General features: G+C 57.2%; 27 protein-coding genes. 13 read left to right on the top strand and 14 right to left on the bottom strand.

The window, feature by feature from the left end; genetic code table 11:
- The 4 genes from L0664_RS09530 to L0664_RS09515 all read left to right on the top strand — a co-directional run bounded on the left by L0664_RS09530 (nt 1) and on the right by L0664_RS09515 (nt 4275).
- A complete protein-coding gene (locus tag L0664_RS09530; RefSeq protein ID WP_235225567.1) occupies nt 1–2439 on the top strand; it encodes a GcvT family protein in 2439 nt (812 codons plus the stop codon).
- 3 nt (nt 2440–2442) lie between these two features.
- Complete coding sequence (locus L0664_RS09525) at nt 2443–2658, top strand: DUF6552 family protein (RefSeq protein WP_235225566.1); 216 nt, start codon at nt 2443–2445, stop codon at nt 2656–2658.
- Between the two features lie 79 nt (nt 2659–2737).
- A complete protein-coding gene (gene rarD / locus L0664_RS09520) occupies nt 2738–3631 on the top strand; it encodes an EamA family transporter RarD (protein WP_235225565.1) in 894 nt (297 codons plus the stop codon).
- A complete protein-coding gene (locus L0664_RS09515; RefSeq protein ID WP_235225564.1) occupies nt 3628–4275 on the top strand; it encodes an RluA family pseudouridine synthase in 648 nt (215 codons plus the stop codon). The genes rarD and L0664_RS09515 overlap by 4 nt, the downstream gene beginning before the upstream one ends.
- Here L0664_RS09515 and L0664_RS09510 read toward each other — a convergent pair.
- Together L0664_RS09510 and L0664_RS09505 are read right to left on the bottom strand one after the other, a co-directional pair.
- Complete coding sequence (locus L0664_RS09510) at nt 4272–5285, bottom strand: serine/threonine protein kinase (RefSeq protein ID WP_235225563.1); 1014 nt, start codon at nt 5283–5285, stop codon at nt 4272–4274. The genes L0664_RS09515 and L0664_RS09510 overlap by 4 nt on opposite strands.
- A gap of 32 nt (nt 5286–5317) precedes the next feature.
- Nucleotides 5318–6739 (bottom strand): aldehyde dehydrogenase family protein, encoded by a 1422-nt coding sequence (locus tag L0664_RS09505; RefSeq protein WP_235225561.1) that lies wholly within the window; start codon nt 6737–6739, stop codon nt 5318–5320.
- 91 nt (nt 6740–6830) lie between these two features.
- On the opposite strand from L0664_RS09505, the gene L0664_RS09500 reads away from it, so the two are divergent.
- Nucleotides 6831–7484 (top strand): redoxin domain-containing protein, encoded by a 654-nt coding sequence (locus tag L0664_RS09500; RefSeq protein WP_235225558.1) that lies wholly within the window; start codon nt 6831–6833, stop codon nt 7482–7484.
- A gap of 81 nt (nt 7485–7565) precedes the next feature.
- Here the strand turns inward: L0664_RS09500 and L0664_RS09495 are convergent, their stop codons facing one another.
- From L0664_RS09495 to L0664_RS09465, 7 genes are all read right to left on the bottom strand, one after another.
- Nucleotides 7566–8120, bottom strand: a complete 555-nt coding sequence (locus tag L0664_RS09495; protein WP_235225556.1) for a L,D-transpeptidase — start codon at nt 8118–8120, stop codon at nt 7566–7568.
- A 157-nt stretch (nt 8121–8277) separates the two neighbouring features.
- A complete protein-coding gene (gene pnp / locus L0664_RS09490) occupies nt 8278–10410 on the bottom strand; it encodes a polyribonucleotide nucleotidyltransferase (protein ID WP_235225555.1) in 2133 nt (710 codons plus the stop codon).
- A 188-nt stretch (nt 10411–10598) separates the two neighbouring features.
- Nucleotides 10599–11309, bottom strand: a complete 711-nt coding sequence (locus L0664_RS09485; RefSeq protein ID WP_235225554.1) for a polysaccharide deacetylase family protein — start codon at nt 11307–11309, stop codon at nt 10599–10601.
- A gap of 58 nt (nt 11310–11367) precedes the next feature.
- Complete coding sequence (locus tag L0664_RS09480; RefSeq protein ID WP_235225551.1) at nt 11368–12462, bottom strand: THUMP domain-containing class I SAM-dependent RNA methyltransferase; 1095 nt, start codon at nt 12460–12462, stop codon at nt 11368–11370.
- A gap of 89 nt (nt 12463–12551) precedes the next feature.
- Nucleotides 12552–12821, bottom strand: coding sequence for a 30S ribosomal protein S15 (rpsO, locus tag L0664_RS09475; protein ID WP_235225549.1), 270 nt, complete (start codon nt 12819–12821; stop codon nt 12552–12554).
- 162 nt (nt 12822–12983) lie between these two features.
- Complete coding sequence (locus L0664_RS09470; protein ID WP_235225545.1) at nt 12984–14084, bottom strand: calcium-binding protein; 1101 nt, start codon at nt 14082–14084, stop codon at nt 12984–12986.
- A gap of 101 nt (nt 14085–14185) precedes the next feature.
- Nucleotides 14186–14698: a DUF1643 domain-containing protein gene (locus L0664_RS09465; RefSeq protein WP_235225543.1), complete on the bottom strand. Its 513-nt coding sequence runs from the start codon at nt 14696–14698 to the stop codon at nt 14186–14188.
- A gap of 63 nt (nt 14699–14761) precedes the next feature.
- Between L0664_RS09465 and L0664_RS09460 the strand changes: the two genes are divergently transcribed.
- Complete coding sequence (locus tag L0664_RS09460) at nt 14762–15130, top strand: VOC family protein (RefSeq protein ID WP_235225541.1); 369 nt, start codon at nt 14762–14764, stop codon at nt 15128–15130.
- Here the strand turns inward: L0664_RS09460 and truB are convergent.
- The 3 genes from truB to rbfA are packed head-to-tail and all read right to left on the bottom strand — an operon-like array spanning nt 15127 to nt 17212.
- A complete protein-coding gene (truB, locus tag L0664_RS09455) occupies nt 15127–16029 on the bottom strand; it encodes a tRNA pseudouridine(55) synthase TruB (RefSeq protein WP_235225539.1) in 903 nt (300 codons plus the stop codon). The two genes, L0664_RS09460 and truB, sit on opposite strands and share 4 nt — an antisense overlap.
- A 32-nt stretch (nt 16030–16061) precedes the next feature.
- Nucleotides 16062–16796 carry a phosphodiester glycosidase family protein gene (locus L0664_RS09450; RefSeq protein WP_235225538.1) on the bottom strand — a complete coding sequence of 245 codons (735 nt, stop codon included), beginning with the start codon at nt 16794–16796 and terminating at the stop codon, nt 16062–16064.
- The gene (rbfA, locus tag L0664_RS09445) at nt 16796–17212 is read right to left on the bottom strand and encodes a 30S ribosome-binding factor RbfA (RefSeq protein WP_235225536.1); all 417 of its coding nucleotides are present in this window, start codon (nt 17210–17212) and stop codon (nt 16796–16798) included. Before rbfA ends, L0664_RS09450 begins: the two co-directional genes overlap by 1 nt.
- A gap of 69 nt (nt 17213–17281) precedes the next feature.
- Here rbfA and dapB point away from each other — a divergent pair, with 69 nt between their 5' ends.
- Nucleotides 17282–18100: a 4-hydroxy-tetrahydrodipicolinate reductase gene (dapB, locus tag L0664_RS09440; protein WP_235225532.1), complete on the top strand. Its 819-nt coding sequence runs from the start codon at nt 17282–17284 to the stop codon at nt 18098–18100.
- Between the two features lie 54 nt (nt 18101–18154).
- Nucleotides 18155–18514, top strand: a complete 360-nt coding sequence (locus L0664_RS09435; protein ID WP_235225527.1) for a dihydrodipicolinate reductase — start codon at nt 18155–18157, stop codon at nt 18512–18514.
- Here the strand turns inward: L0664_RS09435 and L0664_RS09430 are convergent.
- Entirely contained in the window at nt 18511–18843 is a 333-nt protein-coding gene (locus L0664_RS09430) for a putative quinol monooxygenase (RefSeq protein ID WP_235225525.1), read from the bottom strand. The two genes, L0664_RS09435 and L0664_RS09430, sit on opposite strands and share 4 nt — an antisense overlap.
- A gap of 15 nt (nt 18844–18858) precedes the next feature.
- Nucleotides 18859–19026 (bottom strand): DUF1674 domain-containing protein, encoded by a 168-nt coding sequence (locus tag L0664_RS09425; protein ID WP_235225523.1) that lies wholly within the window; start codon nt 19024–19026, stop codon nt 18859–18861.
- A 67-nt stretch (nt 19027–19093) separates the two neighbouring features.
- On the opposite strand from L0664_RS09425, the gene L0664_RS09420 reads away from it, so the two are divergent.
- The 5 genes from L0664_RS09420 (at nt 19094) to L0664_RS09400 (ending at nt 24850) form a co-directional block, all read left to right on the top strand.
- Nucleotides 19094–20371 carry an RsmB/NOP family class I SAM-dependent RNA methyltransferase gene (locus L0664_RS09420; protein WP_235225521.1) on the top strand — a complete coding sequence of 426 codons (1278 nt, stop codon included), beginning with the start codon at nt 19094–19096 and terminating at the stop codon, nt 20369–20371.
- 129 nt (nt 20372–20500) lie between these two features.
- Nucleotides 20501–22195, top strand: a complete 1695-nt coding sequence (locus L0664_RS09415) for a heparinase II/III family protein (RefSeq protein ID WP_235226169.1) — start codon at nt 20501–20503, stop codon at nt 22193–22195.
- Between the two features lie 20 nt (nt 22196–22215).
- A complete protein-coding gene (gene purH / locus L0664_RS09410) occupies nt 22216–23802 on the top strand; it encodes a bifunctional phosphoribosylaminoimidazolecarboxamide formyltransferase/IMP cyclohydrolase (protein WP_235225519.1) in 1587 nt (528 codons plus the stop codon).
- A gap of 12 nt (nt 23803–23814) precedes the next feature.
- Nucleotides 23815–24294, top strand: coding sequence for a signal peptidase II (gene lspA / locus L0664_RS09405; protein WP_235225516.1), 480 nt, complete (start codon nt 23815–23817; stop codon nt 24292–24294).
- Between the two features lie 49 nt (nt 24295–24343).
- Nucleotides 24344–24850: a DUF3035 domain-containing protein gene (locus L0664_RS09400; RefSeq protein ID WP_235225514.1), complete on the top strand. Its 507-nt coding sequence runs from the start codon at nt 24344–24346 to the stop codon at nt 24848–24850.
- Nucleotides 24851–24876 lie beyond the last annotated feature (26 nt).

Here is a 24876-nt window from a genome sequence, read left to right as displayed (position 1 = left end):
ATGGCTGATCTTCCAACCAAAGCCCGCGTTGTCATTATTGGCGGCGGCGTTATCGGGTGTTCTGTTGCATATCATTTGACCAAGTTAGGTTGGAAAGACGTTGTTCTTCTTGAGCGTAAACAACTGACCAGCGGGACGACCTGGCATGCGGCCGGGCTGATTGCGCAGCTTCGCGCGACCCAGAACATGACCAAGCTGGCGAAGTATAGCCAAGAATTATATGGCAGGCTTGAGGAAGAAACGGGCGTTGCGACGGGGTTCAAGCGCTGCGGGTCGATCACTGTCGCGCTGACCGAGGACCGCAAAGAAGAAATCTATCGACAGGCCGCCATGGCGCGTGCGTTCGGTGTGGACGCCGAAGAAATTTCACCCGACGAGGTGAAGGCGCGTTATGAACATCTGAATATCGATGGTGTCGTTGGCGGTGTGTATTTGCCCAAAGACGGACAAGGCGATCCTGCCAATATCGCGCTGGCGCTGGCCAAGGGTGCGCGCCAACGCGGTGCCGTTGTAAAGGAACGCGTGAAGGCCACGGGCGTTGTGCGCGATGGTGCGCGTATCACCGGTGTTCAGTGGGAAGACGAAAACGGGTCCGGCACGATCGAATGTGATCACGTCGTGAACTGTGCGGGCATGTGGGGCCGTGAGGTCGGCAAGATGCTGGGCGTGAATGTGCCCCTTCAGGCGTGTGAACATTTCTACATCGTCACCGAGGCGATTGAGGGGCTGACGCAGATGCCAGTGCTGCGCGTTCCTGATGAATGTGCCTATTACAAAGAGGACGCGGGTAAGATGCTTTTGGGTGCGTTCGAGCCTGTCAGCAAACCGTGGGGGCCGATCCCTGCGGACTTTGAATTTGATCAATTGCCCGAGGATTTCGACCATTTCGAGCCGATTTTGGAACAAGCGGTTGAGCGTCTGCCGATGCTGGCCGAGGCGGGGATTCATACGTTTTTCAATGGGCCGGAATCCTTTACGCCCGATGATGCCTATCACCTTGGCCTTGCGCCCGAGATGGACAATGTCTGGGTCGCTGCCGGGTTCAATTCGATTGGTATTCAATCGGCTGGCGGGGCTGGTATGGCGCTGGCGCAGTGGATGGATGATGGCGATAAACCGTTTGATCTGGGCGATGTAGATATCAGCCGGATGGAACCGTTTATGGGGAACAAGACGTTCCTGATGGAACGGTCGACCGAAACTTTGGGCCTGCTTTATGCCGATCACTATCCGTTCCGCCAGAAGGCGACGGGGCGCGGCATTCGGCGGACTCCGTTTCATCACCATTTGGCCCAGCATGGGGCCGTGATGGGGGAACTGTCAGGTTGGGAGCGCGCCAATTGGTTCGCGCGCGACGGGCAGACACCGGAGTATGAGTATTCCTGGAAGCGGCAAAATTTCTTCGACAATGTTGCGGCGGAACATAAGGCCGTCCGTGAGAACGTCGGCATGTATGATATGTCGTCATTCGGTAAGATCAGAGTCGAAGGGCGCGACGCCGAACGCTTTTTGAACTATGTCGGCGGCGGTGATTATTCCGTGCCTGTCGGCAAAATCGTTTATACGCAATTCCTGAACCAGCGCGGCGGGATCGAAGCGGATGTGACCGTAACCCGGCTGAGCGAAACTGCCTATCTGGTGGTGACACCTGCGGCCACGCGATTGGCTGATCAGGTCTGGATGCAGCGCCATGTCGGTGATTTCAATGTGGTGATCACGGATATGACGGCAGGCGAGGGCGTTTTGGCTGTGATGGGGCCAAACAGCCGCAAGCTGCTGCAGGCCGTGTCGCCTGCGGATTTTTCAAACGACGTGAACCCGTTTGGCACGGCCCAAGAGATCGAGATCGGTATGGGGATGGCGCGGGTGCACCGTGTGACCTATGTCGGGGAGCTTGGCTGGGAAGTCTACGTCAGTGCGGATCAGGCGGGCCATGTGTTCGAAGCGCTGCATGAAGCAGGCCAGGATCAAGGTTTGACGCTGTGCGGAATGCACATGATGGACACATGCCGGATTGAAAAAGGGTTCCGGCATTTTGGCCATGACATCACGTGCGAAGACCATGTGATGGAGGCCGGCCTTGGCTTTGCCGTCAAAAAGGACAAGCCGGATTTCATCGGGCGTGCAGCGGTGCTTGAGAAACAGGAAAACGGGTTGGAAAACCGCATGGTGCAGTTCAAGCTGACCGACCCCGAGCCGCTGCTTTATCACAACGAGCCGATCCTGCGCGACGGAGAGCTTGTCGGATATCTGTCCTCAGGCGCTTATGGGCACACGCTTGGTGGTGCGATGGGCCTTGGATATGTGCCGTGCAAAGGCGAAAAACCTGCGGATGTTTTGGCATCCACCTACGAGATCGATGTGATGGGAACGAAGGTGAAGGCCGAAGCATCCCTGAAGCCGATGTATGACCCGAAATCAGAACGCGTAAAGGTTTAACGGGTGGCGCGCGTCGACACCGTTAAATGGATCGCGACAGTTATCCAGCTGATCGGGTACGGGCTGACGGGGTTGAACGTGGTTCCGTGGAATATTGCGGCCTTTGTTGTCGGGATTATCCTGTGGTTCATCGTTGGTGTGATGTGGAAAGACCGTGCGATTATGGTTGTGCATATCGGGGCGTTCATTGCGATTGTTGGCGGGTATCTCGGATCGTGATGGGCTAGGCGACAAAATATGCTGGCGGATGCAGGTGTCAGTGCTTGACCTTGGCGGGTGAAGTCGTGCTGATGCAGACATGGCCAATACATCCCCCCAGAACGAAGATACATTGCGCGGCTTTGGCTTTGCGTTTTGCGCCTATGTGTTGTGGGGGTTTCTGCCGCTTTATATGAAATACCTCGCGCATGTGCCCGCGATCGAGGTCGTGGCCCACCGCGTGTTGTGGTCGGTTCCCGTGGCCGGATTGGTCTTGATGCTGTTGGGACGCACGGGCGATATCGGCCGCGTGCTGCGCGACCCGCGCAGTTTGGCGATGGGGTGTGTCACGGCGGCGCTGATTTCTGTGAACTGGGGCGTTTACGTCTGGTCCATTGCACAAGACCGCGCGTTGGATGCGGCGCTGGGTTATTACATCAACCCGTTGTTTTCCGTGTTCCTCGGGTCTGTGTTGCTGGGCGAGAGGTTGAACCGCCTGCAATGGGCTGCGGTTTTGCTGGCGCTGTTTGCGGTGCTGGTGCTGACGTTTGAAAACGGATCACTGCCGTGGCCCGCATTGGCGTTGACCACCACGTGGGGGTTTTATGCGTATTTCAAACGATCCTTGCCGATTGGGCCCAATCAGGGATTCCTGCTTGAGGTGCTGATTTTGATGCCGTTTGCTTTGGGCTATCTTGTGTGGCTTTGGTTCGCGGGGGGCGGGCATTTTGTGCCCGTGACGTTTGATATGTGGCTGCTGGTGGGCTGCGGGATTGTGACAGCGGTGCCACTGCTTTTGTATGCCAACGGGGCCAAAGGGCTGCGGCTGACCACCATTGGCATCATGCAATATATTGCCCCGACGATGATTATGTTGGTGGCGGTGTTTGTGTTTGATGAACCCTTCGGAGAGGCGCGCGCGATTGCGTTTCCGATGATCTGGGCGGCGCTGGGCCTGTATACCTACGCGATGTTTCGGGGCCGCAACGCATGAGTTCGGCGTATCATCCACCGGATGTCCCGCTGGACGTTATCCACGCGGACCATGAAATTCTGATCGTGAACAAACCTGCCGGATTGTTATCTGTGCCGGGCAAGGGGCCTGAACTGGCCGATTGTTTGATTGAACGCTTGAAGGTCGCGTTTCCGCAGGTGCTGTTGGTGCATCGTCTGGATCGCGACACAAGCGGTGTGATGGTGTTCGCGCTGACGCCCCACGCGCAGCGCCACATCGGTTTGCAGTTTGAAAAACGCTATACGAAGAAAACATACGTTGCCCGTGTTTGGGGCGCGTTAGAGCTTAAAACAGGCACTGTCGATTTGCCCCTGATTGTTGATTGGGACAACCGCCCGCGCCAGAAGGTGTGCCATGACACCGGCAAGTCGGCGCAGACGGATTGGCGCGTTTTGCGCAGTGACAGTGTCGAAAGTCGTGTGCGTTTGATGCCAAAAACGGGGCGGTCCCACCAGTTGCGGGTGCATATGTTGGCCCTGGGCCATCCGATCTTGGGTGATCCGTTCTACGCGAGCGGTGAAGCGCAAGAATTTGACCGCATGATGCTGCATTCCGAAGAATTGCGCCTGCGCCATCCTGATGGTGGTGAGGGCGTAAAGTTTCGTGCGAAGGCGCCGTTCTAAACCCCGGTAAGCCGTCTGTCCGTCAGATTGAGGCGGCCCGCGACGATGGGATCTGTGATCGCGCGCAAATCCGGTTCGTTCGTAAGCACGATGTCCAGTTCGTCCAGCCGGTTCATCGCGATCAGTTCCAGCACATCGGCGCGTGGCAGTTTTGCGACGGGCTGGATTAGTTCGACGCGTCCTTCGGGGATCAGCGCGCGTGTCGCGGTTTGATCGAGTGATGTTTCAACGAATGCGTAGATGCCCATCCCTTTGGCAGGCAGTGCAAAGGGGCTGAGGACAACGCCGGAGACGTCTTTGTTAGATTCTAAATCCGCGATGATCTGCGGGCCGTCTTGTGCGATGCGGTTGCCGACGCCTTCGTGATCCGACCAGTTGAAAACACCGCGCGTGATGGCGTTGTAGGCGCGTTTGCCCGTTGCCATCCAAATGCGGGTGGGCAGGGATTTCTGGTTCAGGATGCGTATTTCGGCCGCCGTCAGATGCGCGGGGGCGTAACGGCGTTTTTGTTTCAAAAGATGGCGCAGGTCTTCGTAGGCCATGGTGCGAAACAGTTTGCCACGGCGGCGATGCACAGACGCCAATTGAAAGTCGATCACAGAGGCCATGCCATCCGGCGTCATCAACCAGTTCTGCGGCTTGGCGAGGTCATTGTGCGTGACGTTGCGCGCCCGCATGTCGCGCAGGATGCGCCGTGCGTCGCGGTAAAATGCGGGATCGGACGGTTTCGCGAGGTTGAGGGGAATACCGTCTGACCAGCTGCGCAGGATGCCTTCGTGATCCACGCGGATCAGGTCGGGTGTGCCTTCGATCCCTGTGACAACCCGCAGTGATTTGATTTCTTTACGGGCGAGGAAATTGGCGATCGGTTTGGCCCAGAAGGGCACCCCGTCAAGTTTACGCAAGACGAGTTTTGTGTCTGGTGCATCTTCAAGATGACCTGAAACAGTTTCCGAAAATTCGTCACGTTTGTGGACGGTCGTGGGAATGAAAGGGGTGCGCGCGGACATGAAGGGTTCCTATCCGCGCGCCTTCGTTGTGTCTAGTTCCAGCCTGAAACGGCTTTGACTTCGAGGAATTCCTCAAGACCAAAGACGCCGCCTTCGCGTCCGTTGCCGGATTGTTTGTAGCCGCCGAACGGGGAACCTTGGGCAAAGCCGTTGCCGTTGGTTTCCACCATGCCGGACCGCACGCGGCGCGCCACGTGGCGGCGTTTTTCATCATCCGGCGTTTGGATGTAGTTGGTCAGGCCGTAGGGCGTGTCGTTGGCGATTGCGATGGCTTCATCAATCGTGTCGAACTTGAGGATCGACAGGACAGGGCCAAACACCTCTTCTTGGGCGATCTGCATGTCGTTCGTGACGTCTGCGATGACGGTTGGTTTGACGTAGAAGCCGCGGTTCAGACCATCGGGGCGGCCAAGGCCACCAGCCGTAAGGCGGCCTTCACCGATGCCGATTTCGATCAGGCCTTGGATCTTGTCGAACTGTGCCTCGGATACGACGGGGCCGATGTGCTGGCCTTGCTCGGATGCGGGGCCGACTTTGGTTTCATTGGCCATGCGCGTCGCGATTTCGACGGCTTCGTCATAGAAAGACGATTCAACCAACATGCGGGTTGGTGCGTTGCATGATTGGCCGGAATTGCGGAAACACCGCGCCGCGCCATATTCGACGCCCTTGGCACCGGCATCCTTGAAGATGATGTTCGCGCCTTTGCCACCCAGTTCCAGCGACACGCGCTTGAGGGTATCAGCGGCGGATTTGGAGATGAGTTTGCCTGCGCGCGAGGAGCCCGTGAAGCTGATCATATCCACATCAGGGTGCGCGGAGAGCTGCGAGCCGACGCCCACGCCGTCACCGTTGAGCATGTTGAACACACCTGCGGGGAAGCCCGCCTCGTGCATGAATTCTGCGAACAGAAGGCCGGAGAGCGGCGCGATTTCGGATGGCTTAAGAATCGTTGTACAACCCACGGCGATGGCTGGCACGGCCTTTAGGACGATCTGGTTCATCGGCCAATTCCATGGCGTGATGAGCGCCGTGACGCCGATGGGTTCGAGCAGGGTTTTTTCTGTCGCTGTGTAGTCGCGTTCGAATTCGAAGGTTTCAAACGCCTTGAGGAATCCTTCGAGGTGCCAAGACCCGGCGCCGACCTGATTGGCGCGCGACATATCGATTGGCGCGCCCATTTCCATGGACATTGCCTGCGCCATTTCTTCGGCGTGGTCTTTGTAAACTTCGAGGAGTTTTTTCAGCAAGGCCATCTTTTCAGTGCGATCTACGAAGGCCCAGTCGGGGAAAGCAGCCTTTGCTGCGGCAACGGCTGCATCTGTGTCGGCTTGATCACCGAGCGAAATGACGGCACAGGTTTCTTCTGTGGATGGGTCGATCACGTTGTAATCGTTTGCCTTTGCGGGGCTGACCCACTGGCCATTGATATAGAATTCGCGTTTCTCGAGCATCTGTGCCTCCGGTTGTTTCGTGTTCCAAGGTGGAACTGCGTCTGTGCAAGACATATATGTTTGGAAAGGACACACAAGAAGGAGCACCGACATGGGTTTGCGCATCAACGACACGATCCCTGATATGACCGTTGAAACGGATCAGGGCACGATCAACCTACACGACTTTGTAGGGGACAGCTGGGCAATTATGTTTAGCCACCCGAAGGATTTTACGCCCGTTTGCACGACCGAGTTTGGTGCTGTGGCGCAGTTGGCCGATGAATGGGACGCGCGTGGCACCAAGGTGATTGGCGTGTCCGTGGACGGTGTTGAAGAACACAAGAAATGGAAGACCGACATCGAAGGGTTTGCCGGTGCGAAGGCGGGTTTCCCGATTATCGCAGATGGTGATCTGGCGGTGTCCAAGGCGTTCGATATGTTGCCCGCTGAGGCATATATGCCGGACGGCCGCACGCCCGCGCATTCCGCTACAGTTCGTAGCGTGTTCATCATCGGGCCGGACAAGCAGTTGAAGCTGTCGATGACGTATCCGATGAACGTGGGTCGTAATTTCGCCGAGGTGCTGCGCGCTTTGGACGGGTTGCAGACTGCGGCACGGGAAAACGTGGCGACACCTGCGAACTGGGTTCCGGGCGGTGATGTTGTGGTGCCTGTGGCCGTGTCTGACGAAGACGCGATTGCAAAGTACGGGTCGATTGATACCAAATTGCCGTATTTGCGGATGGCAAAGCTGCCGAAGTAACGCTGAGCGACGCTGTTTGGCCGTTGGCCAAATGCGCCCCGCCCACCGTCCCGTTCGGGATTGGTGGGCGGGGCGTTTTTATTAGTGAAGCACGGCGCGGGTTTGCAGCGGCACGCGGTTGTACAGATCGCTGATATGGCTGTTCACCAGTCGCACACAGCCGTTTGACACTGCGGACCCGATGGTACGTGGCGCGTTGGTGCCGTGGATGCGCAGGAACGTGTCGCGGTTGCCTTTGAACAAGTACAGCGCGCGGGCACCCAGCGGGTTGTTGATGCCGCCGTCCATGCCATCGGCGTATTGCGCGTAGGATTCAGGGCTGCGTTCAATCATGTCCGGTGTCGGCGTCCAGCTGGGCCATTCTTTTTTGACCTGAATCATGAAGTCGCCGGATTCATAAAGGCCCGCACGGCCAATACCGACAGCATATTGTAGCGCAAGGCCGGGGCCGAGCATCCAGTAGAGTTTGAAATTGCCCGGTTCGACGTGGACTTCGCCGGGGGCATAATCACGGTCAATGCGGACCACGCGGGGCAAATTGCCTTCTGGGACCAGATAACCTTGGGCGTTTGCGGAAGTTGCGGCAAGACCAGCGGTGGCTGCGGCGGTGTTCAGAAAATGGCGGCGCGTAATCATAATAAGTCCCCAGAAAACGTCTATTGACGCGTATATGACCTGTTTAGGGTCGCATGGGCAAGGTTTTGCCCATCACGAAGAGGTCAGAGATTCCATACCCTTAAATGCAAAAGGCCCCGATGTTTCCATCGGGGCCTTCTTTCGAAAAGATCAGACCTTAGTCTTCTTTCTTTTCTTCTTTGATTTCTTCACCGGTTTCCTGATCGACCACTTTCATGGACAGGCGCACCTTGCCGCGATCGTCAAAGCCCAAGAGCTTTACTTTCACTTCCTGACCTTCTTTGAGAACGTCGGATGGATGGTTCAGGCGACGGTTTTCGATCTGGGAGACGTGCACGAGGCCGTCTTTCTTGCCGAAGAAGTTCACGAATGCACCGAAGTCGACGATCTTGACGACTGTTCCGGTGTAAACCATGCCTTCTTCAGGTTCGGCCACGATGGACCAGATCATGTCGTAGGCTTTCTTGATGGCTTCGCCGTTTGGCGATGCGATCTTGATGATGCCTTCGTCGTTGATGTCGACTTTTGCGCCGGACACTTCGACGATCTCGCGGATGACTTTACCGCCAGAACCGATGACTTCGCGGATTTTATCCGTTGGCACCTGCATCGTTTCGATACGTGGTGCGTGCTCGGAGAATTCAGCCGCTTCTGTCAGTGCGTTCGCCATTTCGCCCAAGATGTGCAAACGGCCCGCTTTGGCCTGTGCCATTGCTTCTTTCATGATGGCGGGCGTGATGCCTGCGATCTTGATGTCCATCTGCAAGGACGTGATGCCGTTTTCGGTACCCGCAACCTTGAAGTCCATGTCGCCGAGGTGGTCTTCGTCACCCAGGATGTCGGACAGGATGGCGTATTCGCCGCTGTCTTCCATGATCAGACCCATCGCAACACCAGCAACTGGCGCCTTGAGCGGAACACCCGCGTCCATCATGGACAAGGAGCCACCACAGACGGATGCCATGGAGGACGAACCGTTGGATTCAGTGATCTCGGATACAACGCGCACGGTGTATGGGAAATCGGTGGCGGCTGGCAAAACGGCCTGAAGGGCGCGCCATGCGAGTTTACCGTGGCCGATTTCACGACGTCCGGGAGGGCCGAAACGACCGACTTCACCAACTGAGTAGGGGGGGAAGTTATAGTGCAACAGGAAGTTGCTCTTATACATGCCCTGAAGGCTGTCGATCATTTGTTCGTCGTCGCCTGTACCAAGCGTCGTTACAACGAGGCCCTGAGTTTCGCCGCGTGTGAACAAGGCAGAACCGTGGGTCCGTGGCAGGATGCCAGTTTCGGAAACGATGTCGCGGATCTCGTCAGTTTTACGACCATCGATACGCTTACCGGTTTTCACAACGTCGCCGCGCAGGATGGAGGCTTCGAGGCCTTTCATTGCGGAGCCGAGGTTTTCATCGGACAGCTGCTCGTCTGTGAGCGCTTCTTTGATCGCTGTGCGGGCTTCGCCAACAGCTGTTGTGCGTTCCTGCTTGTCTTGGATCGCGAAGGCCTTGCGCATCTGCTTTTCACCAGCTTTGGCAACGGCCGCTGCCAGATCGGAATAGTCAGGTGCAGAAAAGTCGAACGGAGCTTTGGCTGCGTCTTCGGCCAGATCAATGATCATGTCGATGACCGGCTGGATCTGCTCGTGGGCGAATTCGATCGCGCCGAGCATTTCGTCCTCGGACAGCTCGTATGCTTCGGATTCAACCATCATCACGGCGTCTTTGGTGCCTGCGACAACAAGGTCCAAACGCTGTTCCGGGTTTTCACGCAACTTGTGCATGTCGTCCATTTCAGGGTTCAGGATGTAATCGCCGTCTTCAAAACCAACGCGACACGCGGCAATCGGGCCCATGAACGGCGCACCGGAAATTGTCAGCGCAGCAGAGGCCGCGATCATCGCAACCATGTCGGGATCGTTGACGAGGTCGTGGGACAGAACGGTACAGATCACCAGTACTTCGTTCTTGAACCCATCTACAAACAGCGGGCGAATTGGGCGGTCGATCAGACGAGACGTCAGCGTCTCTTTTTCTGTTGGACGTGCTTCGCGTTTGAAGAAACCACCAGGTACTTTACCGGCGGCATAATATTTTTCACCGTAGTGAACTGTCAGCGGGAAGAAATCTTGACCCGGCTTTTGCTTTTTGGCGAACGTGACGTTGGCCATAACGGTTGTCTCACCGTATGTGGCGATCACTGTGCCGTCAGCCTGACGTGCAACTTTACCCGTTTCCAGTGTGAGCGTTTCTTCGCCCCACTGAATGGATTTTTTAACTTCTTTGAACATTATCGTTTCCTATTTGAGGGCACCCTTGGGCGTTCCCAAGTCCCTCGTATCATTGGTGGCCCCATTGCCACCGACCCCAAGTCCTTATGCGCACGCCGGGGTCTTAAGCGCGACGTCTCAGATGGGGGGCGTCTACAGCACTTTGGTGCGTTTGGGAATAGGGCTGTTTTGCAAGGGTTACTGTGGGATCAGCGCAGGGCCATTAGATCGGACACTGTCACAAATTCGAACCCGCGGTTTCGCAGCCCCTGGATGATCAAAGGCAAAGCCGCACGTGTTGAATCGTTGCCGCTGTACATGCCATGCAGCAGCACGATATCGCCGGATTGCGCCGTGTTGATCACATGCGCGGCGAGGTCTTCGGGGGGTGCGTCAAACCCGAGATCGGTTTCGGGTTCAACCGACCACATCACAGTGGTGCGATCCTGCTGGTCCAGCACCCATGGCAGCACCACCAACTTGCGCCCATAGGGCGGGCGGAAATGCAAAACACCTTCATATCCAATTGCGCGGATTGCGTCATCTGTGCGCGACAACTGGCTGCGCACGGCACGCGGGGTAATCAGGACCATGCGCGGGTGATCCCATGAATGGTTCCCGATCTCGTGGCCCATTTGCATGATTGCGCGGGCAGCATCGGGATTGGCTGTCACCTCTCGCCCGGTGAGGTAGAACGTCGCTGTGACGTCTTCTGCCATCAGGATATCCAAAAGGGTGTAGGTATGGCGTGGCGTCGGACCATCATCCAACGTCAGCGCGATGACCTGTTGGGGGGTGTCCACGCGGTTCAAAAGCGTACCAAACATCTGCGTATCGCGGGACCGACTGTATTCGCGTGCCTGCAGTCCCGCAAAAGCCAAAGCGCCAAGGACAAGAAGCAGAACAATGATGCGTTTCACGTGGTGTGCCCCAATTTAGATGCGCGTTGCGGCGATGCTATCGCGCCGCTTGCGGCCATTAAAGAGGATCGGTCTGCCATAGGCGGACTTTGGTTCCACCGTGATCAACGACCGGACCGGCGGGTTTGAAAGGCAGGGTGGTTGCCTTTGCAAGGCCGGGTTCGGACGTAATGATAGCCACGCGCCAGCCCTTGAAATTCGACTTCATGCGTTCGCCGAACGATGCATACAGTCCGAACAGCGGTTTTTTGTTGCCGATGCGCCCACCGTAGGGCGGGTTGGCAATGACAAGGCCGGGGGCGTCGCAGGGTGCGGTGACGTCGCCGATGGATTTGACGTCGAAGGACGCGATGTCGGCCACGCCGGCGCGGTCGGCGTTGGCGTGTGACATGGTGATGGCACCCTGATCGCGGTCTGAACCGTATACGTTAAATGCCGCGTCGCGCGGGGGGCTGCGCATGTCTTCAAAGGTGTCAGGATCAAAGTGTTCGAGCGTTTGAAACGCGAACGACCGTCCGCGACCCGGATCAAGGCGCCGTGCGATTTCAGCCGCTTCGATCGGGAACGTACCAGAACCGCACATGGGATCATAAAGGGGTTCTTTGCCGTTGAACCCCGCGTCGCGCAGGAACATGGCGGCCATGGTTTCACGCATGGGGGCTTTGTTGACGGCCTCTTTGTGGCCGCGTTTGTGCAAAGGCGCGCCGGAGGTATCGAGGGAAAACGTGACGATGTCGTGGTCGATGCGGACGCGAATATTGAAATCGGGTTCAACGTCATTGCTGGCGATGACGTACCCTTTGAAGGCCAACGCGGTTTCAACCCGTTCTTTGGCGGCACCGGCATGGTAGATTTTCGATTTATGGCAGGTTGCTTCGACTTTGATTTCGCTGCCGTGGGGCAGGAATTCGGCCCAGTCGAAATCTTTGGCGTTCATTTCAAGCTGCGACAGGTACAGGGCGCGAAATTCGCCGACGCGGGCCAGAACGCGGGCGGCACCGCGCAGTTGTAGATTGGCGCGCCAGACTGCGGGCCAATCGCCACGCAGTGTCACGCCGCCGTGGATCACAGATGTGACCTTGAACCCTTTTTCGCGGGCTTCAACGGCAAGGAGGTCTTGCAGACCGGGTGATGTAATGAGGAAAATGTCCATGAAGAAGCCCTATATCTTTGTCAGCAAAAGCAAAACCGCCCACGGTTTCCCGAGGGCGGCTGCTATACGTTCCTAAAAACCTAAGGTTCTTAGCGGCGGATGCCCAAACGCTTGATGAGGTCTTGGTAGCGCGCCTCGTCTTTGCCTTTGGTGTAATCCAGAAGTTTACGACGCAGAGCGACCATTTTCAAAAGGCCACGGCGACCGTGGTTGTCTTTTTTGTGTGTCTTGAAGTGCTCTGTCAGGGTCGTGATGCGGGATGTCAGGATAGCAACCTGTACTTCGGGCGAACCAGTATCGCCTTCTTTGGTTGCAAATTCCTTCATCAGGCGTGTTTTTTCTTCAACAGTAATCGACATCGGGGTCTCCTTGTTAAAAAGGGTGAATGGCACAAGCCGGGATGTCGTCCAGCAGGGCCCGTGGAGGGACATCATCCCCAATAAAATCAGGGGTGATGCGGGCGTATAGGAAGATTCCCCCACAAACGCAAAGGAAATGTCGCCTATAGGTTTGGTGGCAGTTTAGGCCGCGACCATTTGGACATCGCCTATGTCAAATGTGGTGACACCGAACAAGGATGCGACGGGCTGACCATTGGCCAAGAGCATCGTTCCGTCCGTTGTTGTTTCGGTCGTCAGGACGGGCACGTCGCCTTCGTAGCTGAGAACAAGAAGATCATCGTCAGCGTAATCCATGATCGACACAGTCCCGCTGGTGATTTCAAAGCGATCCGCGCCGTCACCGCCGGACATAACATCGCCGTTGTTGCCGATCAGCGTGTCATTTCCTTCGCTGCCGTTCAGGTAATCTTTTTCGGCGATATCTTCGCCCGAGACACCATCGATGATGTCGTCACCTTCGCTGCCTTGGATATTGTCGCGGCCTGCGCCACCAACAAGGGTATCATCGCCGTATCCGCCGTTCAGCTGGTCATCACCCGTTCCGCCATGGATCGCATCATCGCCGTCGCCACCGATAAGCCTATCGTTGCCCGTTCCGCCGGACATGACATCGTCACCGATATAGCCAAACATGGTGTCATCTCCATCATCACCGTTGATCATATCCTCGCCAGCGCCACCGTGGATTTCATCGATGCCGTCACCGCCTGTAAGGCTGTCATCGCCAGCACCGCCGGTCAGGTAGTCATCGCCTAATTCACCAGTCAGCAAGTCATCACCGCCGCCCCCGGCGAGGATCAAAGTATCGGCTGTGTTGCCGACAGTTTCGACCACGTCTTCGACCAGATCGAAGGGATCGGACAGTGTTTCACCCACGGATTCAACGACACCGCCCGTCAGGCCAATCGCCGGAGCAAGGTTTTGGACAGCCGCGTTGTTCACACCAGCCGGAGTGTTGGCCGCTGTGGTCTGCGCCGTTTCAAAAGGTGTCGTGTCCTCAACCGGGTCATCAAACGGGATGGACGCTAGCAGATCGGGGGTGTCTTCGTCGTTCGCATCATTTTCCATCTCGTCGAACGCTTTGTCGGTGTTGTCCTCCTCATCGGGGAGCATATTGCCGACGAAGGCAGTTCCGGCAACGGCAATGCCGACAAGGCCAAGGAGTGCAAGTATGACATATCGCTTTCGAAAAGGCGCCAGTTGACCGAATGATTCGGACACATGGCGATAGCTACGGTTCAGCGAAACCTTACGTGAACATCCGCCCAAAAGCCTTGTAAATATGGGTGCATGGTTAACGCACCCTTCAGGAATCCATGGCGTTAGGGGGCAATCCAGCGTTCGGGTTGCTGCGTGTAGGCGATATAGAGGGGGTGTTTGGGATGACCTGCCTTGCTGAGGCCGAGATGAAACAGAGGCGCGCGGGTTGCCCGCAAAAGCGTCTCTATTTCGGGGCCGCGCGCGCGGTGTTCGCCGTGCGTGCCCCATGCGCAGATCGTCTGGTCGGCCCATGAAAGCCCATCCAGGATTGTTGCATCGTTTTCGGGGCCAACCGGATCATCCGCCTTGCGCATTTGCCGTGGATCGGTGTCGCGCCACGCAAAAATATTGGTGACGCGGAACGCCCCGTGACCCAAAGCGCGGGCGCGGCGTTCGCAGCGTTCAACCGTGGGATCGTTTTGCACTTCGGTCGCGGTGGACGGGTTGAGCATGATGAAATGCACCGACGTGCCGGCCCCGTCCCAGATGCGTGTCAGGGAATAGCGATAGCGTTCGCAGTCCGAATACACAGCTGTTGAGGGCGCATCGCCTTTGGTGTGGGTTCGCGTGATCATGTCGGGGTTATGCCGATCTGTGGGAAAATGTGCTAGGGTGGTGCGATAAAGAAAGGATATCCCATGAACCTAGGTGCATTTTCGATCAGTTTGCCTGTGAAGGATCTGGCAAAATCGATCGCATTTTACGAAGACCTCGGATTTTCGCATTTTGGCGGTACAGTTGAACACAACTACGCCATCATGACGAGCGGGGACACGTTGATCGGGTTGTTTCAGGGTATGTTTGAGCGCCCGATGTTGACGTTCAATCCCGGTTGGGATCAAGCCGCGCAGAATGTTGACCCCTTTGAGGACGTGCGCGACATCAAGGCAAAAGTTATCGCGGCGGGCCATGAGGTGAGCCAGGAAACCGGTGAAGACACGGGGAATGGATCGTTCGTTGTGATTGATCCCGACGGGAACCCGATCCTGATTGACCAACACCGTTAACGTACGAAAACCCGCGTCGGGTGGAGTTCGCCTGATTTGAAGATGCCGACTGCGATGGCGTGATCGTCGTGGGCAGCCCAGCATTCTTCACCGTATTCGACGTCGCCCATGACCAGCGCGGGATTGCCGTTGCGCAGTTTGGTGACGCTGGATTCGGGGCAGTGGACGCGCGGAAGATCGTCTAACCCGGCCTCGAGCGGTTGGATCATGTGATCGAGGCCGTCTGTTTTTGCGTGTTCGTCCAGTTGTTCCAGGGTTACGCCATCTTTGGCGTCAAAGGGGCCGGACCATGTGCGGCGCAATTCGCGCACGTGTCCAAAGCAGCCCAATGCATCGCCCAGATCGCGCGCGATGGAACGCACGTAGCCGCCTTTGCCGCAGGTCATTTCAAGGGTGACATGATCCGCATCGGGGCGATCGACCAGCAGCAGTTCTTCGACCCAAAGGGGACGCGCCGCGATTTCGAATTCTTCGCCGTCGCGGGCGCGTTTGTACGCGCGTTGGCCATCGATTTTGACAGCCGAAAAGGCAGGTGGGATTTGCATGATATCGCCGACGAACTGGCCAAGCTGTGCTTTGATGTCGTCGTCCGTCGGGCGATCAGGGGATTCGTGTGTGACTTCGCCTTCGGCGTCATCGGTGTTGGTTTTCTGACCAAGACGCACGGTAAATGTGTAGGCCTTTAGCGCGTCGGTGATCCACGGCACGGTTTTGGTGGCTTCGCCCAATGCGACGGCCAGGACGCCCGTTGCCTCAGGGTCGAGCGTGCCCGCATGGCCCGCCTTTTTCGCATCCAGCGCCCATTTGACCTTGTTGATCACTGAGGTGGACGTGATGCCCGCAGGTTTATCCACCACCAGCCACCCGTGCAGGTCGCGTCCTTTGCGTTTGCGTGCCATTGAAGCCTCCGAGGTCAGGTCAGATGGGCGGGTTAGTTGGACGGCGTCGCGCCGTCAAGCACACCGACGATAGGGCCAAGTTGCCAACCGAAATCGGACCGGTTGATGGATGTCGCGTACATGCGGCTGACTTTGCCGTCGAAATACAGCGCGTCGGGCAGGCCGATACGGTCACGAAACAACGTGGCGAAGTCATGAAAATTAACGGCTTCATTGCTGATGGCGAACACGGCGCGGGTGCCGTCGGCGGATGTGCCCACGCCGTTGCGGATGAATTTCGATGTGCCGTCGGGGATGAAACGGGGGTGCAATGCGCCATCGATCACCAGCATAGGACCGGATTGCGTTGCAAAGTCACAGGCCGGTTGCGCATCAACATACGCCAGCGTTTCATACACCCGCACGTCGTCGCCGATGCACAGCACGCCATTGGGCAGCAGGCCGAAATTGCCGGGGCCGTCGGACGTAATGACGCGCATTTCCTCAACGCCGTCTTCGATGTAGTGGCCCACTGGATCGCGATCATCGTGGTACATGCCAGCGTTCATCGCGAAGGTCAGGGTGCGGCCTGCGTGATTTTCGACGGCGCTGAAGCTGCCGAGGATTGCCCCGTCATCGTCGCGCAGGAACAGCTGAATGTCGTCCGTCGCAAGAACTTCGCACACTGTGTAGGACGCGCCGAGGTGGTCGATGTTTTCACACGGCACTTCGTTGAATTGTGCCGCCGCGGGGGTGGCCAACAGGAACAGACCCGCCAGCCAGCGCATTATTCTTCCTCGTCGGAATCAGGGGCGGCCACATCTTTGGCGACGCGATCTTGGGCGAACATCGCACGGGTGGCGTCCATGCGGTCATACATATCGTCAATGCGAAACCGCAGATCCGGCGTGACCTTGAGCTTCATCCCTTTGGAAATAAGATGGCGCAATTCGCCTTTGTTGCGTGCCAGTGCCGCGATCGCCAAATCTGCGTCTTTGCCGCCAAGGGGCAGCACGAAACAGGTAGCGATGGACAAGTCTGGTGTCATCCGGACTTCGCCCACAGTGATGGACATACGTTGCAGGTCGGGGTCGTGGATTTCACCACGCTGCAAAATCTCCGACATACTGCGGCGGATCAATTCACCCACACGCAGCATCCGCTGTGTTGGGCCTTCTTTGCCTGAAAATCTGTTCTTTGCCATGACGTCCATGTAAGGGGGTTCAAAGCGCTTGCCAAGCGCAGTGGCGCGGATGTGACGGAAGGACATGAAATGACCGATTTACCGGGGATTGTGATTACAGGCGGATCTGGCCGCATGGGGCAGATGTTGATCGGCGCCGTTCAAGCGTCCGACACATGCAAACTGGTCGGTGTGCTGGAACGCACAGGGCATGATTGGGTCGGGCAGGATGTTGGCGTTGCCATGGGTGGCGCGGCGGTTGGTGTGATCGTGAGCGATGATGCGGTTGCGACATTTGCCAAGGCCCAAGCGGTTATTGATTTCACGGCACCTGCCGCGACGATTGGCTTTGCTGAACTGGCCGCACAAGCCCGCGCTGTGCATGTGATCGGCACGACGGGTCTGACCGAAGATGACATTGCCAAACTGGACGCGGCGGCGCGACATGCGGTGATCGTGCGTGCAGGAAACATGTCTTTGGGTGTGAATTTACTGGTGCAGCTGACGAAAAAAGTTGCTGCCGCATTGGATGAAGATTTCGACATCGAGGTGATTGAGGCGCACCATCACCATAAGGTGGACGCACCGTCCGGTACGGCATTGATGCTGGGTGAAGCAGCCGCCGAGGGGCGTGGTGTTTCCCTAAAGGATGTGAGCGATTCTGGCCGTGACGGGATTACGGGTGCGCGCCAGCGGGGTGATATCGGGTTCAGCGCCATTCGGGGTGGTGACATTGTGGGCGAGCATGACGTTCTTTTCGCCGCCGCGGGGGAGCGTATCAAGCTGACCCATATCGCCACGGACCGCACCATTTTTGCACGCGGAGCGCTGAAGGCTGCGATTTGGGGACAAACGCAGAAACCGGGGGCTTATGATATGTTTGATGTCCTTGGCCTCAACGAAGAGTGAACCTTTTTCGGGTTTGGTGCGTATCAGAACTGATTACCAATACGGAGGCCGCTTATGTTTCGCGCTTTTTCCTTGATTACGACACTGCTTGTGGCTTTGCCCGCAAGCGCGCAAGCCTATGAGCGCATCAGTGATCGCGCGACGTTTGTGGACACGGTTGGTGGCAAGGACCTGAAGATTGCGTTGTATGGCCTGACGTTGAATGTACGTGACAATGGCACCATCACAGGGCGCGCAGCGGGTTGGGATATCGTCGGTTCATGGACGTGGGAAGACGGATATTTCTGCCGTGACATGGATTGGTCAGGTTACCCGATCGAGTACAATTGCCAGCTGGTTGAGGTGAATGGCGACCGGATCCGGTTCACTGTGGATCAGGGTACGGGTGACGATGCGGTTCTTCGCATTCGCTAGAGTTTTGGCGTATCGGTGAAACCTAGAAAACCGTCGGTGGTTTGCGCGATTGAGGCTTCGAATTTTTCGATCATTGGCATGACGACGGGTTCAACGTCTTGCGTCCAAACAGGGCCGTCATAAAACGTATCTTTGATCTTTTGCCGCTGTTCTTCGTTTTCAAACGCGCGCATCCAGTGGACGACGTCGGGGTTATCCAAATCCCGCATTGGTCCAAACACGAGCATACCCGCATCACGTAAGGCAGGCCGATTCACGGTTTCGAAATAGGTGACGAAATCTTCGCGTCGTCCGGGTTTTAACGTATATTTTCGGATTTCGATGATCATGATCTGATCCAACGCCTAGAAATCAATGGCGATGCCCTTTTTCTCCCAGTCACCAAAGCGGACGGGTTCAGGCCCGTCGCGGCCACCGAGTTCTTTTGCCAACTCCAGTTCTTTTGCGGTCTTGCGGCGGTCTTCTGCTTCGGCCAAGGCCCGCTTTGCGGCATCTGGTAGGTCTTTGGTCACGTTGCTCTCCTTGCGCGGCGTACCCACCTGATATACCCCGCCAAGATCATTCGCCAAGGGGTTACATATGTCGCAGCAACAAGGGTTAGGGCCACGCAAGGCCGCGCTTTTCCTTCTCGATCAGGTTACGAGCGAAGGAAAACTGCTGTCCGAGCTGATTGGGGAGGGCGCGTTGCAGCACCTTCCGGCCGAAGACCGCGCCCGCGCCCAGCGTCTTGCGACGGAAACTTTGCGCGGCATGGCGCGTGCGGATCGCATGTTGGCGCGGTTTTTGCAGAAAACCCCGCCAGAGGCCGTGCGCAACGTTTTGCGCCTGTGCACTGTTGAATTGGCGGGCGGTGAGGCGGCGCATGGTGTTGTGAACGCCGGTGTTGAACTGGTAGCGCGCAACAAGCGCACGGCGACGATGAAGGGCATGACCAACGCAGTATTGCGCAAAGTCGCCGCCGAGGGACCTGACGGGTGGGCGAAACTTGCCAATCCGCGCATTCCCGGTTGGCTGCGTGGGCCATTAAAAGACGCCTATTCGCCCGAGATCGTAGCGGCCATGGAAGCCGTTCATTTTGCAGGCGCGCCATTGGATATTACCGTCAAAGGGGATGTTGCCGCTGCAAATGACGCGTTGAAAGGCGAAATTTTGCCGACTGGGTCGATCCGGCTGGCGAACGCGGGGCAGGTGTCTGCGCTGCCCGGTTTTGATGAGGGCGACTGGTGGGTCCAAGATGCCGCCGCCGCAATTCCTGTGATGGTTCTGGCCCCGCAGGACGGCGAAAAAATCCTTGATCTATGTGCGGCGCCGGGGGGCAAGACGATGCAAATCGCGGCGTCCGGTGCGCATGTTACGGCCATTGATTCGTCCGTTGGGCGTATGATCCGGGTGAAGGAAAACCTGAAACGTACGGGGCTGACGGCCAAGACTGTCACATCGGATGCGTTTGAATTTAGCGAAGGTGGCTTTGACGCAATTTTGCTGGATGCACCCTGTTCTGCAACGGGCACGATCCGTCGTCACCCCGATTTGCCCTACGCCAAGGACGGGTCCGAATTTCAAGACCTGATCGATCAGCAGGCCCGGATGATTGATCATGCTTTGACGCTGCTCAAACCTGGTGGGCGATTGGTGTTTTGCACTTGTTCGCTGCTGCCTGATGAAGGCGAAGTTCAGGTCGACGAAGCGCTTGAACGTAACCCCGGCCTGACGGTGGATGTGGATGCGTTGGATGTTGCTGGTGTGGACGCTGATTGGCGGACTGAAGAAGGCGGATTGCGCCTGCGCCCGGATTTTTGGGCTGACAAGGGCGGTATGGACGGGTTTTACATCGCCCAATTGCGCAAACCTGCCTAAGTTAAAGCCGTGACTTAAAACGCAGAGCCTTCTATGGTCAGTCCAACGCAAAGATGCTGAATAGCACGGGCGAGAGGCACAGACGACGTGGTTGACACAACCGACACACATTCAAGGCGCGTGCGTCTGATGAACCGGCTGCACGCGCGGCTGGCCGCACGGACCCGTCCCGCGACTGGATTTCGATCAAACCCTGAACCCAAGATGATCGGCCATTATGCGCGGGGCCGTCAGCTGTTGGCGGGTAATTTCCTGTTTTCCGGTCACCTGATCGAAGCGCCTAGCGTTAACCTGTGGGACGCAGCGGCGCGCGTTGATACGTCAACGAATGATGCTCACGGGTTTGCGTGGCTTGATGATATGGCGGCCGTGGGTGATGCCAAAGCGCGCGCAACGGCACAGGCGTGGTTGGCAGAATGGATCATAAAATACGGCCACGGGCGTGGGGCGGGCTGGACGCCTGACATCACAGGACGGCGTTTGATTCGCTGGATTGCACACGGGTTTTTCCTGCTGCGCGGTGCCGATAAATCTGCGTCAGAAGCCTATTTCAAATCCGCAGCACAGCAGGCAATTTTCCTATCGCGCCGCTGGAAATCGGCCCGTCCCGGTTTGGCGCGGTTCGAAGCCTTGGCAGGGATGATCTATGCGGGTTTGTCGCTGGAAGGGATGGAAGGCCGCGTCGCCCCCGCGATTGATATGCTGACCCGCGATTGCAAGGTTCAGATCGGGCTGGACGGTGGTATTCCGTCGCGCAACCCCGAAGAACTGCTTGAGATTTTGACGCTGCTGTCATGGGTGGAAACTGCCCTGCGCGGTGCGGAGCGCGATGTACCTGAAACGCTGACGTCTGCGATGGGCCGTATCGCGCCGACCTTGCGGGCGCTGCGCCATTCTGACGGCGGATTGGCACGGTTTCACGGCGGCGGGCGTGGGCTTGATGGGTGGTTGGATCAAGCGTTGGCCGCTGTTGGCACGTTCGAGCAGCCTGATCGATCGCTTCATATGGGATACGGGCGTTTGTCGGCAGGGCGAACCAGCGTTGTCGTGGATGTGGGTGCGCCGCCGTCGGGAAATTACGCCGCCGAAGCGCATGCATCGACCTTGGCGATGGAAATTACATCGGGGCGCAGGCCTTTGATCGTGAATTGTGGGTCTGGCAGTAATTTTGGCCCCGAATGGCGCCGCGCGGGTCGGGCCACGCCAAGCCATTCGACGCTGTGTATCGAAGGGTTGTCATCGTCGCGTATAACAATCGCCAAGAATGGCGAGGAGTTGCTGCAAGACGGCCCTGTTGAGGTCCAATCCGACATCAGCACCCTGAAAGACGGGTACCGCCTTGCGACGGCGCACGACGGATACCGGCGCAGCAACGGGCTGACACATGTGCGCACCCTTGATCTGACGTCGGACGGGCGTGGCATTGCAGGCGAAGATTTGATCACCACGTTGGCCCCCGCAGACGAGCCGGTTTTTGACCGTGCGCTGGATCGTGAAAAGCTGCAGGGGATCGCATGGTCCGTGCGGTTTCATTTGCATCCCGAGGTCGAGGCCGTGATTGATCTTGGCGGTGCGGCGATTTCGCTGACGCAAAAATCAGGTGAGATTTGGGTGCTGCGCCAAGACGGGGCGGCAGATATGCGCCTTGAACCATCGGTTTATTTAGAAAACGGGCGATTGCGGCCCCGTGCGACGCAACAGGTGGTTTTATCTGGGCGCGCAATGGCCTATGCGACGCGCATCCGTTGGTCGTTGTCCAAGGCACATGATGTGCCGACTGGTTTGCGTGACGTAGGCGCGACGACGACGGATCTGGAAAACTGATACCGCCTGAGGGGGCCAACATGACCGATCTTCAACCCATCCGCCGCGCTTTGCTGTCCGTATCCGACAAGACCGGATTGATTGATTTAGGTAAGGCTTTGGCCGCGCGCGGGGTTGAATTGTTGTCCACGGGTGGATCGGCGTCCGCGTTGCGCGATGCAGGTCTTGAGGTCCGAGACGTGGCCGATGTAACAGGCTTTCCTGAAATGATGGACGGACGTGTAAAAACGCTGCACCCGGCGGTTCATGGCGGGCTTTTGGCGCTGCGCGACAATGATACCCACGTGGCCGCAATGGATGAACATGACATTGGCGCAATCGATCTGGTTGTCGTCAATCTGTATCCGTTTGAGGAAACGCTGAAGCGTGGCGCGGCAGATGCTGAGATGATCGAGAATATCGATATCGGCGGGCCTGCGATGATCCGGTCCGCTGCCAAGAACCATGGTTTTGTAAACGTGGTTGTTGATGTTGAAGACTACGAGGTCTTGCTTGCTGACCTTGAGGCGAACGACGGGCACACCACCTATGCCCTGCGTCAGCGGTTGGCGCAGACGGCCTATGCGCGCACGGCGGCCTATGACACTGCTGTCAGCACGTGGATGGCTGGCCAGTTGGATGGCACACCGCGCCGTCAGACGGTTGGTGGAACGCTGGCGCAGACGTTGCGCTACGGTGAAAACCCGCATCAGTCGGCTGCGTTTTATACAGATGGATCTGCCCGCCCCGGCGTGGCGACGGCGCAGCAGCATCAGGGCAAAGAGCTGTCTTATAACAACATCAACGATACTGATGCCGCGTTTGAACTGGTCAGCGAATTTGATGCCAAAGACGGCCCCGCGGTTGCGATCATCAAACACGCGAACCCTTGCGGCGTGGCACGCGGTGCGACCTTGGCAGAAGCCTACCAGAAGGCGTTTGAATGCGATCAGACATCTGCGTTCGGGGGTATCATTGCGCTGAACAGTGAGCTTGATGCCCAGACAGCCGAGGCCATTACAGACATCTTCACCGAAGTCGTTATCGCACCGTCCGTGACAGATGAAGCCAAAGCAATGTTTGCAGCCAAAAAGAACCTGCGCCTTTTGACGACAGGCGGTTTGGCTGATCCGATGGCGGTGGCGCAGACCATTCGTCAAGTGTCGGGTGGATATCTGATGCAAGACAAAGACAACGGTCATATTGCGGCGTCTGATCTGAAAGTGGTGACCAAAATCGCCCCGACGGAAGAACAGCTGGCTGATTTGCTGTTTGCGTGGAAAGTCGCCAAGCATGTGAAATCCAATGCCATCGTCTACGTCAAAGATGGGGCGACGGTTGGTGTGGGCGCCGGGCAGATGTCCCGTCTTGATTCAGCGTTGATTGCTGCCACGAAGGCACAGCGCATGGCTGATGCGCTAGGTTTGCCCGAAAGCCTTGCTAAGGGTGCTGCTGTCGCGTCCGATGCGTTCTTTCCGTTTGCCGATGGTCTTCTTGAGGCCGCGGCGGCGGGTGCGTCCTGTGTCATTCAACCCGGTGGATCTATGCGCGACGATGAAGTGATTGCCGCAGCAGACGAAGCAGGATTGGCGATGGTGTTCACCGGCATGCGCCACTTCCGCCACTGAGGAGAAACGTAAATGCGCCTGACATTCTGGACCGGCTTTTGGATTTTCCTCGTGGATCAGCTGAGCAAATTTTACGTGCTCTATCAGATCAACTTGCCCAATTTGCCAAACCAAACCTACGAGGTGTTCCCGCCGTTCTTAACGTTGCGCATGGCGTGGAATCGCGGTGTGAATTTTGGGTTGTTTGCGGATTTTGATATGCGCTGGGTGCTGATTGCCGTTGCCTTGGTAATATCGGGTTTTGTGATCTGGTGGATTAAACGCGAAAACGTGGGAAAATGGGCCTATATCAGCGCGGGCCTTTTGGTTGGCGGTGCGCTGGGCAATGTTGTGGACCGTGTTTTACACGGCGCCGTTGCGGATTTTCTGAATATGTCATGTTGCGGTTTCACCAACCCGTATGCGTTTAACATCGCCGATATTTCGATCTTTGCGGGGGCGATTGGTTTGGTGTTGTTCACGGACAGCAACGACAAAAAGAAGACTGCGTGACGTGGACTGTGGATTGGTCTAAAACAAGCGCAAGGAAGACGTGAGGCGGATGATGACAAGATTATTCATATGTATCGCAACGATGCTGACATTGGCCGCCTGCACAAGCGGGGACCGGGGTTTGCGGGATTTGCGTGCCTCGGGCGGTGGCCCTGACGAATTCCGTGTGATGCCGATGGCGCCGCTGGTTTTGCCGGCGGACACGGCCACGTTGCCAACACCGACCCCCGGCGCTGGCAACCGTGCTGATCCTGCACCGATTGCGGATGCTGTTGTCGCGCTTGGCGGTAGTGCCAATGCGCTGGTGCCAAATGGCGTACCTGTGCGCGATGGTGCCCTTGTCGCCGCCGCAAGCCGCAATGGTGTTGACCCTGCCATCCGCCAGACTTTGGCGTCCGAAGACGAAGCATTTCGCACACGTCAATCGCGGTTCGGGTTCTTTCGTGGACGCGATCGGTATTTCCGCGCCTATGCGCGCCAAGCGCTTGACGCCTACGCCGAACTCACGCGGTTCCGCAATGCGGGCGTCGCAACGCCATCTGCGCCGCCACAGTAACCAACACCGCGCTCACATCCGCGTAT

The organism is Octadecabacter dasysiphoniae, from assembly GCF_021532615.1.
GTDB lineage: Bacteria > Pseudomonadota > Alphaproteobacteria > Rhodobacterales > Rhodobacteraceae > Octadecabacter > Octadecabacter dasysiphoniae.
The sequence above is the reverse complement of the archived record's forward strand: the minus strand, read 5'-3'. Positions and strand labels throughout refer to the sequence as shown.

What these genes read in the sequence shown, in the direction of transcription:
- L0664_RS09495 (WP_235225556.1), bottom strand. Translation starts at nt 8,120, where the DNA reads ATGATTACGCGCCGCCATTTTCTGAACACCGCCGCAGCCACCGCTGGT.
- L0664_RS09505 (WP_235225561.1), bottom strand. Translation starts at nt 6,739, where the DNA reads ATGCTCGAGAAACGCGAATTCTATATCAATGGCCAGTGGGTCAGCCCC.
- rarD (WP_235225565.1), top strand. Translation starts at nt 2,738, where the DNA reads ATGGCCAATACATCCCCCCAGAACGAAGATACATTGCGCGGCTTTGGC.
- L0664_RS09420 (WP_235225521.1), top strand. Translation starts at nt 19,094, where the DNA reads ATGTCGCAGCAACAAGGGTTAGGGCCACGCAAGGCCGCGCTTTTCCTT.
- L0664_RS09400 (WP_235225514.1), top strand. Translation starts at nt 24,344, where the DNA reads ATGATGACAAGATTATTCATATGTATCGCAACGATGCTGACATTGGCC.
- L0664_RS09450 (WP_235225538.1), bottom strand. Translation starts at nt 16,796, where the DNA reads ATGCGCTGGCTGGCGGGTCTGTTCCTGTTGGCCACCCCCGCGGCGGCA.
- rpsO (WP_235225549.1), bottom strand. Translation starts at nt 12,821, where the DNA reads ATGTCGATTACTGTTGAAGAAAAAACACGCCTGATGAAGGAATTTGCA.
- L0664_RS09500 (WP_235225558.1), top strand. Translation starts at nt 6,831, where the DNA reads ATGGGTTTGCGCATCAACGACACGATCCCTGATATGACCGTTGAAACG.
- L0664_RS09480 (WP_235225551.1), bottom strand. Translation starts at nt 12,462, where the DNA reads ATGGACATTTTCCTCATTACATCACCCGGTCTGCAAGACCTCCTTGCC.
- truB (WP_235225539.1), bottom strand. Translation starts at nt 16,029, where the DNA reads ATGGCACGCAAACGCAAAGGACGCGACCTGCACGGGTGGCTGGTGGTG.
- L0664_RS09460 (WP_235225541.1), top strand. Translation starts at nt 14,762, where the DNA reads ATGAACCTAGGTGCATTTTCGATCAGTTTGCCTGTGAAGGATCTGGCA.
- L0664_RS09530 (WP_235225567.1), top strand. Translation starts at nt 1, where the DNA reads ATGGCTGATCTTCCAACCAAAGCCCGCGTTGTCATTATTGGCGGCGGC.
- lspA (WP_235225516.1), top strand. Translation starts at nt 23,815, where the DNA reads ATGCGCCTGACATTCTGGACCGGCTTTTGGATTTTCCTCGTGGATCAG.
- rbfA (WP_235225536.1), bottom strand. Translation starts at nt 17,212, where the DNA reads ATGGCAAAGAACAGATTTTCAGGCAAAGAAGGCCCAACACAGCGGATG.
- purH (WP_235225519.1), top strand. Translation starts at nt 22,216, where the DNA reads ATGACCGATCTTCAACCCATCCGCCGCGCTTTGCTGTCCGTATCCGAC.
- L0664_RS09465 (WP_235225543.1), bottom strand. Translation starts at nt 14,698, where the DNA reads ATGATCACGCGAACCCACACCAAAGGCGATGCGCCCTCAACAGCTGTG.
- L0664_RS09515 (WP_235225564.1), top strand. Translation starts at nt 3,628, where the DNA reads ATGAGTTCGGCGTATCATCCACCGGATGTCCCGCTGGACGTTATCCAC.
- L0664_RS09510 (WP_235225563.1), bottom strand. Translation starts at nt 5,285, where the DNA reads ATGTCCGCGCGCACCCCTTTCATTCCCACGACCGTCCACAAACGTGAC.
- pnp (WP_235225555.1), bottom strand. Translation starts at nt 10,410, where the DNA reads ATGTTCAAAGAAGTTAAAAAATCCATTCAGTGGGGCGAAGAAACGCTC.
- L0664_RS09430 (WP_235225525.1), bottom strand. Translation starts at nt 18,843, where the DNA reads ATGATCATCGAAATCCGAAAATATACGTTAAAACCCGGACGACGCGAA.
- L0664_RS09435 (WP_235225527.1), top strand. Translation starts at nt 18,155, where the DNA reads ATGTTTCGCGCTTTTTCCTTGATTACGACACTGCTTGTGGCTTTGCCC.
- dapB (WP_235225532.1), top strand. Translation starts at nt 17,282, where the DNA reads ATGACCGATTTACCGGGGATTGTGATTACAGGCGGATCTGGCCGCATG.
- L0664_RS09415 (WP_235226169.1), top strand. Translation starts at nt 20,501, where the DNA reads ATGAACCGGCTGCACGCGCGGCTGGCCGCACGGACCCGTCCCGCGACT.